Raw genomic sequence first — 13,788 nt, 5'->3', positions numbered from 1 at the left:
TACAACATCATTGCCTGGCTCATAAGCGTGTAAAGCAAAAATAGGGATAATTTGTTCTCATCCTGCACAGGATGGTATAATTCCTGTACTATCCCTGCACATGAGATATCGCGTACTGGCCACCGATTATGATGGCACCATTGCCCACCACGGCGCTGTGCCGCAGCAGGTGGTTGAATCACTGAAGGCATTAAAAGCCAGCGGCCGCGTGCTGCTGCTGGTAACCGGGCGTGAGCTGGATGAGCTGAAAACCGTTTTCCCGGATCATGGCATATTTGACCTGATCGTGGCAGAGAATGGCGCTTTGCTCTATAACCCTGCCACGCTGGAAGAAACCAAACTGGGAGATCCGCCGCCGCCCGCTTTCGTGCAGGCATTAGAAGCAAAAGGCGTACAGCCATTGTCTGCCGGAAGGGTAATTGTAGCTACCTGGGAACCGCACCAGGCCACCGTACTGGAAGTGATCAAGGAATTTGGCCTGGAACGGCAGATCATTTTTAACAAAGGAGCCGTGATGATATTGCCGCCGGGCATCAATAAAGCAAGGGGACTGGAAGCAGCGCTGGAGCGTATGGGGTATTCATTGCATAATGTTGTGGGTGTAGGCGATGCGGAAAATGATACCGCCATGCTGCAGGCGGCTGAATGCGCGGTAAGCGTAGCCAACGCCCTGCCTGCATTACAAAAGATCAGCGACTGGATCACCCCGGCCGATCACGGTGCAGGCGTAATGCAGCTGGCAGACCGCATGCGGGAAGAAGACCTGCAGACGCTTGATCCGTTATTGCAAAGGCATTACCTGCCGCTGGGAGAACGTTATGACAATACGCCTTTCGAACTGAGCCCTTTCGGTAGCAGTATCCTGATAGCGGGCAGCAGTGGTGGCGGAAAGACCACATTGACCGCCGCTTTTATGGAATTGTTGCTACAACGCGGTTACCAGTTCTGCATGGTAGACCCCGAAGGTGATTACCTGGAACTGCAGGGCGCCGTTGTTATCGGCGATGTAAACCATCCACCGGCGATAGACGCCATCATGCAATTATTGGAACAGCCGCAGCAAAGCGTTATTGCCTGCACCCTGGCATTGTCCATGGACGAAAAGCCCGCCTTCCTGCAGCAATTGCTGGTGGCCATACAGGAACTGCAACAGCATAAAAGCCGCCCGCATTGGCTGCTGCTGGATGAAGCGCACCACCTGGCGCCTGAAGTGGCAGACCCCAGTTCCTTCAATACATTAACCGCTATGCGCAATTTCATGGCGATCACCACCAAACCGGAGCTGGTGCACAAACCACTGGTAGAACGTGCCACTACCATTATTGCCGTAGGCGAAGAACCGCATAAAACCCTTCACAGCTTTGCAAACATAACAGGCGAAGCGTTACCCGACGTGCCGGATACGCCGCTGCAGAAAGGAGAAGCGCTGGTATGGCACAGGCCCTCAGGAGAACCGCCCTTCCTGGTGCGGACAAGGGTACCGGAGCAGGTCTTACAGCGTCACAAAAGAAAATACTCTACCGGCGATATGGGGCCCGACAGCTTCATCTTCACCGGTCCTGAAAACAAGCTGAAGCTGCGCGCCAATAACCTGCAGACCTTTGTTGATCTTGCACAGGGCGTTGACGATGACACCTGGATGTACCACCTGAAACAACATGACTATTCGCAATGGATCAGGCATGCCGTGAATGATTATACACTGGGCGAACAGGTAGAAAGAGTGGAAACCGCAGAAGAAGATCCTGCCAGTTCCCGCTCTTCCATTGCAATGCTGATACAGCTGCACTACACCGGGCCCGCCTGATCACCGGCTGCGCCACTTCATGTAAAGTACCAGCCCTACTATCACCATCACTACCTGCGTCAGCGCCCATAACATGGTGCTGAAGTCACGCAGCATCTTACCGCCCCACTCCATAAAATGATGCTTATGGAACAGGGCAAAGGAATATCCTTCCATGAAATCCCAGTCGTCTATCCGGACAGACAAACTGCCTGATCGCGTTTCTACATAATATCTTTCATGCTGCCGCCTGTCATACGCCACTCGCCACACCGGTAGCAGCTTATCCCGGAAATTATACTCGTTCGTAAATTGTGTTACAGGCGTAACGGCGCGAATAGCCCGCTCCGGGTGGCCGCTGAACTGCCCTGCCAGGAATACGGCATATTTTGCATCGCCTTCCCGCAACAACGAACCGTCTGCTGTATGCACGTATTGTATACCGGCGTTTTTCGTATATATCTGCCAGTAAGTGTCCGTATCCATCCGTACAATACTGATATTCGTGATGGGTGCTTTTACCGTCTGCTGCAGGCTGTCAAACGGCCAATGCAGGTTGGTGGCCGCAAAGCGTTTCCCTTCAAAATGAAGGCCCCTGGTATCTTCCCTGAATTTAGACAACGCATGCCAGGCGCCGCTGAAGGTCCACATCAACGTAAACAGGGCGGCTACAATGGCGGTATAACGATGCCAGTAACGCGCTTTTACCAACCCATTGCCATTTGCCATTTTACTTTTGGTAGCAAAGAACAGGTAGACGCCCATCACGCTGGTGAGGAAAGCGGTTCCGGTGAGCAGGAACAGCACCACCAGTCTTCCATTGCCTAACACATCCAGCCAGTCCCAGTTATGGAGCAGGCGGAATACCGTATCAAAAGCGGCGCGTTTGTTATCCATCGCAAAAGCAAAACGGTCCTGCGTGGTTTCCACGTAAATGCGGATGCCATCAGGCCTTTCAAAGCTCACCTTATACACAGGCAGGAGGCGGTTAATGCTTTTGTATTCCTTATCAAAAGCCGTGATCATGGAAGCATCGGCTACCCTGGCGCCCCTGCTGCCGTTGAGCACACAGCTGGTAGCAGCATCGCAGCAATCGTGCGATGCTGCGGCATCGGGCGCTGCAGGGGGTGGCGCTTCGCTGCTGCCGGGTGATAGCGGCCCTTCCAGGAACTGCCTGGCCAGGTGTTGTGCATATAGCCAGTTGCCGGCGGTAAGCTCTTTCCCGTTAACTGTGCTGAGGTATACCGGCTCGCGTTTCTGCGGCACCACCACCTGGTAAAACCAGGTGGTGTCTATATGCACCAGGCGAAAACTGCTGATGCTGTCGATACGGTTCTTCTGTAATGCGGTGGCCAGGTCTGTTTGAATATGCGCTGGGTCTATCGCCAGCTGCGGCAGTGTTTGCGTTACTACCTCCGGACGGATATTCGTCATCAGCGGATGCATAAAGCCGCTCAATGCCCAGAGCAGAACTGGTATGGCAATGATCACCGATAAGGTGCGGTGCACCTTGTATAATTTCTTTCGCATGTTGTTGTTCTTATTGTCCAAAACGGCAGGCAATGCCTATATTCCATTCTCTCGGATCGCCAAGGTTGTAGCTGTACCCGTAGGCAGAGCGGCTTGCAAAAGTGGCGTAATATTTATTCAGCGCATTGAGCGCGTTCACCCATACTTCAAAGCGGCCGTAGCGGTAACCGCTGCGTACATTCACCACATCAAACCCGCCATAGCGCCGGGTATTGGCGTTATCCAGCCAGTATCTGTCCAGGTGCTGCCACTCCACACCAATGCGGAAGCCCTTGAAAAAAGCAGGCTTGTACATTACTTCGGCATTGGCAATAAAGCGCGGCGCGCCGCTCATTTCATTATTGCTTACATCGCTGCCTTTCTCTACATAATCCACAAAACTGTGTCTGGCATTGGTAGCGCTCAAGCGCATCATCCACTGGCGGTTGGGCCGCCAGGTAATACCATATTCAACACCGCGATGCCTGGTCTTACCTGCATTCTGGTTAATGGATGTACCATCATCCTGGCGCACAGAGATGATCTCATTGCTGCCGTTCATAAGGTACACGCTCCAGTCTGCATATACCTTATGCTGCAGTAGTGAAAACCATCCGCCTGCTTCGTAGTTGAAAAAAGTTTGTGGTTGCAGGTAGGGCACCTTCACGCTGTTAAACAGCTCTGAAACCTGCGGCGGCACATACCCCTGGCTGTAGTTGGCATATACGCCGATACCTTTGTAATTATAGGTAAAACCAGCCTTGGGCGTCAGCCTGTTGAAATTGGTTTTGGTAGATGGCGCCCCTGTACTCGCGGAAGCCGGGAGATGATTATCGAAATCGAAGTGGTAAAAATCATAGCGCAGGGCAGCTACCACTTTCAGCCCTTTTAGCGGACTCATTTCATAATGCACATAGGAAGCCAGGTTACTGATAGCGGTGGCATAATCACTCAGGGTAGAGTCTGTAGGCGTATAGCTTACATAGTTACCTTCCACATCGCGGGTAATGCGGATATAACGGGCGTTATACCTGCTCGGACTGATATCTGCGCTGATGCCGCCAATCACTTTACTGCTCAGCCATTTCAGCTGCTGCTGGTGCTGGGCAACCAGCAGGTAGCTGTTGAAAGAACTGTTGTTCAGCTGGCCATTAGCCAGCAGCGGGTTGTTCCGGTTGTTGGTGATATAGTAAGAAGGATTCTGTTTTACGGAATTATCGCGGAAGAGCACCGACAACTGCGACTGGCTCTGCGCATTCCATTGCTGCGTAAGCTGCGAACGGATACGCAGGGCATTTGTTTTACGATAGGTAAATGAATACGGCGTGGTATAATCCTTCCTTGCAAACTGGGCGCTGTCTAGCGATCCCGTCATATCACTGTAGTAGTCGATATAGCTGATGCTGTTGCTCCAGGTGGTACGCCCGCCGGCTTTATAGTCGGCACGGAAGGTGAGCGCCGTTTTATGGAAATCGCTGTAATCAATAGGACCATCATGGCGGTTGGCATAGTAGCCGCTTAGTATAAAGCCCCATTTACCGCTGGTGGCGCCTGCCTGGAAATCAGCGCGCTTATAGCCGTTGTTATTGGCCTGCAGGCTGATCATACCACGGCTGGTTGACGGCGGCGCCAGGGTAATAATATTGACAGCGCCGCCAATGGCTTCTGCACCATATAAAGATGATGCAGGCCCGCGGATGATCTCGATCTGCTGCGCGGCAGCCATGTTCATTTCCAGCAGGGCATTGTGGTTATACAGGCCGGTGGTGCGGATGGGAATACCATCTTCCAGGTAAAGAAAAAGGCTTTTAGTGGTCATGGGTTGCCGTATGCTCATTTCATGCTGCTCATTGGCAAGACTTACCATGAACACACCGCTTACTTTATTTAATACCTGGTCTAAACGGTTGGGTTTTGCATCCCGCAGTGTTTGTGCGGTAATGGTGCTGATGGCAATAGGCGCTTCACTGCGTTTCTGTGCAGAACGGCTGGCGCTCACGATCACCTGCTGCAGTTCTGTGATGGTATCCCGCACAGGCGCAGGCTTTTTCTGTTGGGCATACGCAGTCAGCAGCAGCACCGAACAGGTCACTGACAGTACAATATGTAGTTTCATATTTGGCAAATAGAGGGTACTGCGGCTCCGGTGCTTAGCAGCATGGGAGACGCTTATAAGATGCTGATCGTAAAGCGCTGCATGCAAAACGCTGATAACGGATGGCAGATAACGCAACGCAGTACGCGGATCAAATAACATAAAATGCCAAATGGAAAATGCTGCAAGCAGCATACTGTATGCTCAAGGCCTTAAAACAGCACCAGCCGCTGAAAACGCAGGTAGCGTTCAGCGTTACGCATTTAGCGGTCAGCCAACTTGCGGCGGATGGAAGAAAGAGGGAGTATAATCAGTGCAGATGTTTTCCTGTAATACAGGATATTGAACGGCGGAAACAGAGAGCAACGGTGTGATGATCTCAGTATGAAAAGCGCCGCAGATGATCTCAAACTTGTTCTCCGCGCGGCGTTCAGGGTTTTCCTGATCCTGCTTTTCTTCCTGCTTCATCTTTTTTACCATGTGACAGCGGCCGTTACAATGCATTTTGGGGCGGCTTTTGTTCACACAAAGATTGGCGGCAATATACTCCTTGTTCAGCTGGTATTCAGCCACGATCAAGGCTTTGCTGAAAGTTTGCATCAGCACGCCCAGGAGTAATAATATAGCGGCAACCTGTTTCAAGCTGCCGCAAAGATAGGAGTGAATGTTGACTTTTCAAGGCAGGTGAGCAATATTATTCAGTAAGATTATTAACGGTGAAGTTCTCAAGCATCTTTTATTATCCCCGGCTACAATAAAATATTTTTATCTTCATAAAACACAGGAGAATGATACTATATTCACAAAAACGCCCGGCACAAGGATAAAGCATAGAGAAGCCTGTGTGAAACCCTGGTGATGCCTGGATGAAAAGAGGGAAAATAGTATAGGTGCAATAAACAAACGAAATCACAAATCAATACATATATTAAAGACAACCATTATGTTCCGCTATGCCTTTTTACTGACCATGCTGATGGCCGGCTTTTTTAACGCCCGGGCCCAATCCCTGTATATGCCGCGCGATATTTCGCAGGCTTTTAAGAAAGGTACCCGTTCCCCTGATGGCCGCCCGGGAAAAAACTACTGGCAGAACCGTGCCCGGTACGATATTACGGTGACCGCCCTGCCGCCCGACAGGACCATCAAAGGCAGCGAAGAGATCACCTACGTGAACAACAGTCCGGACACCCTGGAGCAACTGGTGATCAAACTGTTCCTGAACATTCATAAACCGGGCGCTCCCCGCCTGGTGCCCGTACTGCAGGATTATCTTAACGACGGCGTACAGGTGACGGCTTTCAAGGTGAACGGACAACCCCAGCGCTGGCGGAAGATCAACTTCACCAACCAGCCGGTAGCCTTACCCATGCCTTTACTGCCCCATGACTCCGTAAAGCTGTCCTTTGAATGGCAGTATGAGATCTCCCTGCAAAGCAACCGCGAAGGGATGATAGACTCCACCACTTACTTCCTCGCTTACTTCTACCCGCGTGTGGCCGTGTACGATGATTACAACGGCTGGGACATGATGACCTTTACCGATGTACATGAGTTTTACAGCGATTTCAATGATTATACCGTTACCGTTAATGTGCCCGCCAACTACATCGTGGTAGGCACCGGTACCCTGCAGCAACCGGAAAAGCTGCTGCAACCCGCTTTTGCAAAGCGCTACAAAGCATCCCAAACTACCGACCAGGTAATCCGTATTGTAACGGCGGAAGACCTGGCGGCTAAAAATGTCACTACGCAGCAAACCGTAAACAGCTGGCAGTTCAAAGCCAGCAATATACCCGACATGGCCTTTGGCCTCAGCGATCATTATGTCTGGGACGCTTCCAGCGTGATCGTAGACGATGCCACAAAACGCCGCGCCGGTGTACAGGCTTTCTATAATGATACGGCCCGCGACTTTCACAGCATGGTGAACTTTGGCCGTCATTCACTGAACTGGTTCTCGCGCCACTGGCCTGGCATCCCCTACCCTTATGAAAAGACCACCATCGTTCAAGGCTATGCTGATATGGAATACCCGATGATGGTCAACGACGGCACTACACCCGATACTGCTTTCAGCCGCTTTGTTGCCGAGCATGAAATTGCACATACCTACATGCCGTTTTATATGGGCATTAATGAAACGCGCTACGGCTTTATGGATGAAGGCTGGGCTACCGCCTTTGAACTGCTGATAGGCCGCGAAGACCTGGGCACGGCAAAAGCGGAAGCGCTGTTTAAACAATTCCGCGTAGACGGCTGGATCAATGATGGCAGTCCGGATGAAGACATTCCCATTATCACCCCCGGAGATGCGCAGGCCACCAAAGGTCTGGGTAATAATCAATATGGTAAACCCGCACTGGGTTACCTGGCGGTAAAAGACCTGCTGGGCGATGCCATGTTTAAGCAATGCCTGCATGCCTACATGCAAACGTGGAATGGTAAGCATCCGCTTCCATGGGACTTCTTCCACATCTTCAACACCACCTCCGGCAAAAACCTGAACTGGTTCTGGAGCAACTGGTTCTTCTCCAGCTACTATATAGACCTCGCCGTGAAAGCGCTGAAGCCCGGTACGGGTGCCTACACCCTGCAGGTGGAAAACAAGGGCGGTATGGCGGCGCCTTTTGATGTGCTGATCACCTACACGGATGGCAGCAGCGACACCCTGCACCAGACACCACAGGTATGGCAGGCCAATCAAAAGCTGGCCAGCGTGAAGATCGCTACCAAAAAGAAGATACAGTCAGTGTTGCTGGACGGCGGCATCTTTATGGATGCGGAGCCGGAAGACAATAAATTAGCGGTTGGCCAATAGCCGTTGGCGGTTAGCGGCTACAGGGAGGTGATGACGTATTGTTTGTAGAGTAACGTTTTACCGTCTCGTGTGCGGCCTTCTTCATAAATCTTCTCTCCGAGTGAGTGAGGGTCCAGCTGAAGGGAGGGCCGGTTGGTGATCTGGTATTCATTCATCAGGAACACCCTGCCCTGGCAACGTTTGATCAGTTCTTTCAGCAGGAGTTTGTTGGGCATGGTGCCTTTCCACTTCTCTGCAATGTTCTTACGGTCAAGTGTTGCCATGGCTGCGAGATCATCGCTTTCCATCATCAGGATGCCTTTTTCAAGGGCAGTACCATTGTAGCTGAGGTGATGTCCCACCTTATAGAAAATGGTACGGTTCAGCAGGTCTTCAGTCAGATGCTTGCCGTTCCTTCCTTTCTTCTCCCACTTCCGGATCTGGTGCCAGCTTTCCCAGCTGCCATATTCCGCATCTCCGGGAAACAATAGTACATTACCGGTAGCCACTGATTCAATGGCAAGGGCTAAACTGGTATTATTGATATGGCTGTTCAGGCGCAGCGCCAATGAACCGGCGGCAGACAGCCAGTCATCATCTATCTTACGCCAGCGGTTTACCGGGGCTTTGTATACGGCTTCCAGGTCATCTCCTTCCACCACAAAATCGGCTGCAAAAGGCACATCGTTACGTACTTCCTCTTTCAGTGAAATGAAAGCATTCATGGCAAGGGAGCATTGATTCAATGCAATGTTCCTTTCATATACATCCCGGCCCTCCTTACCGTTCTTGAACATCAGGTCCCTGCGCTGCGGCGGACCCAGTACATAGAATTTGATACCGGCGGCCTGGCTGATGGTGACGATGTCGCCGGGGCAGAGATAGCGTATCTTCACTTTCTTTTGTTCCAGTATCTCTTTAATGATGCGCATACCCGGCAGGGCTTTGGCTTCCGTTTCATCTTCACCGGCCAGGTTGATACTGGCCAGGGTATTGAGACCGTTGATGAAGGCGCTGCTGTTATCAAGCATAATACCGTCATAGGCCGTTTTGCCTGCTTTACCGTCTGCATCTATGCGCATAAGTTCATGCCTTTTTTTATAGGCATGGATAGCGTTCTGTAAGGCCATGCGCATACTGCTTCTCTTCTTCAGCAGTTCCTGTGCGGCGCCATCGGGATCTTCGGGGTTCTCTGTCCAGGCAAACCACGCTTCTTTGATCTCCATTGCCCTGAAGATGTCGGGATGTTTGGCAAAGCCGTTCACATGGTCATTGTGCTCATGTGTGATCACCAGCAGGTCAACGGAGTTGTTCACATACTGCACCAGGTCCTGCAGAAAAGGCTTGAATTCCGCCGGGCCGCCTTTGCAGCTGCCGCAGTCTATCATCATGGTGTATTTCCTTGTTTTGCCGCTGAAGAACTTCAGCACAAAACAATCACCGGTGCCCAGGCAATACATGCGGATGGCCACACGGTCTATCTTTCCGGCAACGCGCACCGTATGGTTAATGGGGCGGGCCACTATTTTTTTAGGCGCTTTTTTTACTTGTGGAGACATAGCTGTTCATTAATGCTGGTGAAGAAAAGCAAAGGGCTCTGTCATATGATGGAAGCCGTTGCCGAAATACTGGAAGTACTCGTTCACGCCACACTCGCTCTCGCCATGCTGGTAATTGTACTGCGCCCTGATCCTTTTCAGGTTGAGCGAAGGCGTACGGCCGGTATTGAGACTGTCAATATCCAGTATCGGTTTGGAGATCACATATTTCAGTACCTGTAAGTCGAGGTCAAAGATGAGGGTGCAGGCGCCCCTGAATTCAAAGCCGCCTTCGGGAATGGGGTCTCCGCTATCTGTTAACCGTGACAGCGAACTTTTATTGGGCGTGTAATAGTCAACAATCTTCCCATCCCTGAAAACAACGCCGGCGCGCTGTGTGATGGAGAACACCACGTTGTTGACCTGTGTGCCGTTGGGGCCTACACGTGATACATGCCGCAGCTTCAGTATCTGGAAGGAAGCGCCGTTATAGCGGCTGGACTTACGCATGCCCAGGTCCCTGAAATTCTCTACAAAGGCCAGTCCGGTGAGCTGTGCAAATTCTGCCGACTGTGCAATCCTGGAATTAAGACGGGTATGCAGGCCGGGTATGCGGGGCTGTCCTTTTTCATAAAGGCCGGTGATGTATTCCCGTGTTTTATAGTAGATCTTCTGACGGTCGTTCACGTACTTGATCTCATCGCCGTAATCCCGCAGAAAGCCATTTATAACGGCCAGCAGTTCCTGGGTAGGATCAGCGTTGGCTGTATCATTATCCTCCTGCGAATAGCCAATGTTACGGTTGGGAAAGCGCAGGCTTTCCACGCTCAGGGTCTTTACACCCTCGGGGTAGATACCTCTTCTTCTGAAAGCATCGATGAAGGCCAGGCGGTAATCGCGGTTATCATCCGCCACGATATCCGCATCGGCGGTGATGATGGCGCGGAGATAATCGCCGAAGGTGAGATCTATGGGTGGACAATAATCCAGTGCGCGGATGCACATATTGAGCACGTGGCCCGCCGCTTTCGCCGCTTCATTTGCCAGGCGGTCTACCAGGTCGCGCTGAATATCGCCCTGGTTCAGGATACCGGTACCATTGGAGGCAATGCGCAGCAGGTCTTCCACGCGGCTTTTATAGATGTTCAGGAAAGCTTCGAACACGGCGGCAACCAGGATGCTGCCGCGCGCATGCGGTTCCATTTCTGTGCGGTAATCTTCGGGATCGGGATCATGTGGTTTCCACTGACGGGTAGTTTCGTCTATCTCGCCGATAGCGTCGCGCAGGCTGCCGTAATCGCCTACTGCGCTGCCAAATTCCTGTGCCAGTTGTCCCAGCAGGTTCTGCGCACCGAGGTCGCCCCGGGTTTTGCTGATCTGGTGCTTCAATACTTCGGGGAAGGTGAAGTGCTGGAACAGGGCCACAATATCTGCAAAGGCCTCGTGAAAGGCCAGTACATCGGGATTGGTAGGCTCGTTATAGTAATTATGCACCCCGTCAAGAATAGCGTGCGTGATCTCATGGGCGATGATGTCATGGCTCAGGCAGGTGAACACAATGGAATTAGGCATGTGCAGCGTTTCATCTGCCGGGGTGGATGCAAAATAGCCGAAGAGCAGCGCTTTCTTCACGGGGCTGTAATAAGCATTGGGCTCGCGCATGGCGTGGGGATAAATGCGGAGGCGCTGGATGTATTCATCCTGCACATCCACGCCTTCGCCCCTGCGGGATTCCCAGAGCACCTTACGGCCCAGTGCGCGTTCAAAGTTCTTGATGGTGGTCATGGCCACGGCATATACGAACTGCTGGTGAAACTGGGGATCGCTTTCGCTGGGGTCCATCCCATCCTGTGCAAGGATGTAGTCATCGTCCAGGTTCACGGCCCTGTAGAATTTGCCAACGGTAGGGTCAAAGTCTACCACTTCTATGTACTCGCCTACCGGGCCGGGACTGAGGTTTTCCCATACCACCTTGTATACAATATCGTTGATGTCGGCGGTGTCCATCTTCAGGGACAGGCTGGGGTCAAAAGCATACCCGCGCAATTTACGGAACGGGGGCTTTTTCCCGTAATAGTTGGGAGGATTGTTAATAACTGCCATGATCACTTTTTTAGTGAAACAGGATCCGGGGCTGTAGGATATATCCTGGCTGGTGCTTTTGGGGTGTTAAAAGATCTGCAACCGAAGTCCATTCATATGGGGTCAATGTCCACCTGCAAGGTGACACTTTTTCCCGAATAAAAGACCCGTATAAATACCCTTTTTTGGAACAGGACCCGTTTCTTTGCGTTATGATCCGGAACAAGGTGTCCCTTATCATTACTCACATTACCTGCTGGCTGATCTTTCTGAGCCTGCCGCTGCTCTTTGTGAGCGGCTTTCCCGGCAACCGGCATCCCTGGTGGGAACTGCTGCTGATGGCCCACTACTGGCTGTTTGCACTGCTGTACATGGTGCTGTTCTATGGCAACAGTTACCTGCTGATACCCCGGCTCTTCTTCAGGAAACAACTGGTGGCCTACTTCGGCATCCTGCTCCTGCTGCTGTTGATGGTGTATTATCTGCGCCCGTTTGACCGGCTGCTGGTGCACAGCATACAGGCAGAGTTGCCGCCTGCACAACGCAGGCCGCCCATCAAAACAGATATTGTAAGCCTCTTCCTCTTTGTGATGATGGTGGCCCTGAGCATGGCCATTGAGATCAGTAAACGATGGCGGTTCACCGAGCAGCGCGCCGCCCGGGCAGAAGCGGGCAAGGCCAGGGCAGAGCTCTCCTTTCTGAAGGCACAGATCAACCCGCATTTCCTGTTCAATACCCTGAACAATATCTATACACTGGCCCTTACAAAGAACGAAAATACGGCAGACAGCATCATGAAACTGTCCAACATCATGCGCTATGTGACAGACGATGCCTCCGAACACTTTGTACCACTGGAAAGCGAAGTGAACTGCATACGCGACTATATAGACCTGCAGCGCCTCCGCCTGGGCAAAAAAGTGCAGCTGGCATTCAGCGCTGAGGGGCAGCTGGAACATAAACATATTGCGCCGCTGCTGTTCATGACCTTTGTGGAAAATGTTTTTAAATACGGGATCAGCAACCATGAGGATTCTTCGCTGCAGATCCGCATCTTTGCGGAAGAAAAGACCATTACCTTCTACAGCAGCAACCCGGTGTTTACAGGAAGGAAAGAAATGGAGCGCAGGGGCGGTGTTGGTGTCTCTAATGCACGCCGGCGGCTTGAACATCTTTATCCAAACAGGCATCGGTTGCATATTGCAGCAGATAAAGGCCTTTACACCGTGACGCTGACCTTGGAAGTATAAAAATACAACGACATGCAATTGAAATGCATTGCCATAGACGATGAACCGCTGTCGCTGGCGCTGATACAGGAATATGTGGGCAGGTTCCCGGCACTGCGCCTGGTACATACTTTTGACGACGCGATCTCCGCAGCGGAGTACCTGCGGCAGACGCCCGTAGACCTGATCTTTGTGGACATTAACATGCCTGACATCAGTGGCATCGACCTGGTACGCTCCCTGTCCGTTAAACCTATCATCATCTTCATTACCGCTCACCGCAAATTTGCCGTGGAAGGTTTTGAGCTGGAGGCGCTGGACTACCTGCTCAAGCCTTTGAATTTTGAACGCTTTTCAAGAACCATACAACGGGCGCTGGAATACCACCAGTTCCGCCAGCAACCGGCCACACAGCCGGAGGCCGCCATCTTTGTACGCTCAGAATACAAACTGGTAAAGATAGACCTGCAGGACATCCTCTATATTGAAGGACTGCAGGATTACATCCGCATACACCTGCAGCAGGGCAAATACATCATGACCCTCATGACGCTGAAAGCCATGCTGGAAAAACTGCCTCCTGCCCTCTTTCGCCGTATTCACCGCAGCTATATCGTATCCATTAACAAGGTTAGCGCCATTGTGAACAAAAAGGTCAGGATAGGCAATGCCATTGAGCTGCCTATCGGTGATAGCTACGCAGCTTTCATCGAAGAATGGACCAGGCGCTGACAGCCTGCCTTGCTACC

General features: G+C 51.7%; 9 protein-coding genes. 4 read left to right on the top strand and 5 right to left on the bottom strand.

Annotation, left to right across the window (positions count from 1 at the left end; genetic code table 11):
- Positions 1–100: 100 nt before the first annotated feature.
- Positions 101–1,807: an HAD-IIB family hydrolase gene (locus tag Q0577_RS07990; RefSeq protein WP_298734584.1), complete on the top strand. Its 1,707-nt coding sequence runs from the start codon at positions 101–103 to the stop codon at positions 1,805–1,807.
- On the opposite strand, the gene Q0577_RS07985 is transcribed toward Q0577_RS07990, so the two are convergent.
- The 3 genes from Q0577_RS07985 to Q0577_RS07975 form a co-directional block, all read right to left on the bottom strand.
- Positions 1,808–3,316: a PepSY domain-containing protein gene (locus Q0577_RS07985; protein ID WP_298734580.1), complete on the bottom strand. Its 1,509-nt coding sequence runs from the start codon at positions 3,314–3,316 to the stop codon at positions 1,808–1,810.
- A gap of 10 nt (positions 3,317–3,326) precedes the next feature.
- The gene (locus tag Q0577_RS07980) at positions 3,327–5,411 is read right to left on the bottom strand and encodes a TonB-dependent receptor (protein WP_298734578.1); all 2,085 of its coding nucleotides are present in this window, start codon (positions 5,409–5,411) and stop codon (positions 3,327–3,329) included.
- Between the two features lie 249 nt (positions 5,412–5,660).
- Entirely contained in the window at positions 5,661–6,032 is a 372-nt protein-coding gene (locus Q0577_RS07975; protein WP_298734576.1) for a hypothetical protein, read from the bottom strand.
- Positions 6,033–6,333: 301 nt separating this feature from the next.
- On the opposite strand from Q0577_RS07975, the gene Q0577_RS07970 reads away from it, so the two are divergent.
- Entirely contained in the window at positions 6,334–8,211 is a 1,878-nt protein-coding gene (locus Q0577_RS07970; RefSeq protein ID WP_298734573.1) for a M1 family metallopeptidase, read from the top strand.
- Between the two features lie 17 nt (positions 8,212–8,228).
- Here the strand turns inward: Q0577_RS07970 and Q0577_RS07965 are convergent, their stop codons facing one another.
- Both Q0577_RS07965 and Q0577_RS07960 read right to left on the bottom strand, forming a co-directional pair.
- Complete coding sequence (locus Q0577_RS07965) at positions 8,229–9,749, bottom strand: MBL fold metallo-hydrolase (RefSeq protein WP_298734570.1); 1,521 nt, start codon at positions 9,747–9,749, stop codon at positions 8,229–8,231.
- Between the two features lie 9 nt (positions 9,750–9,758).
- Complete coding sequence (locus tag Q0577_RS07960) at positions 9,759–11,831, bottom strand: hypothetical protein (protein ID WP_298734567.1); 2,073 nt, start codon at positions 11,829–11,831, stop codon at positions 9,759–9,761.
- Positions 11,832–12,022: 191 nt separating this feature from the next.
- Between Q0577_RS07960 and Q0577_RS07955 the strand changes: the two genes are divergently transcribed.
- Together Q0577_RS07955 and Q0577_RS07950 are read left to right on the top strand one after the other, a co-directional pair.
- Positions 12,023–13,060 carry a sensor histidine kinase gene (locus Q0577_RS07955; protein ID WP_298734564.1) on the top strand — a complete coding sequence of 346 codons (1,038 nt, stop codon included), beginning with the start codon at positions 12,023–12,025 and terminating at the stop codon, positions 13,058–13,060.
- 12 nt (positions 13,061–13,072) lie between these two features.
- The gene (locus Q0577_RS07950) at positions 13,073–13,771 is read left to right on the top strand and encodes a LytTR family DNA-binding domain-containing protein (RefSeq protein WP_298734562.1); all 699 of its coding nucleotides are present in this window, start codon (positions 13,073–13,075) and stop codon (positions 13,769–13,771) included.
- The last annotated feature ends 17 nt before the right edge of the window (positions 13,772–13,788 follow it).

This window comes from uncultured Chitinophaga sp., assembly GCF_937898475.1.
In the GTDB taxonomy this organism is placed as follows: Bacteria; Bacteroidota; Bacteroidia; order Chitinophagales; family Chitinophagaceae; genus Chitinophaga.
This window is presented reverse-complemented; position numbering and strand designations above follow the sequence as displayed.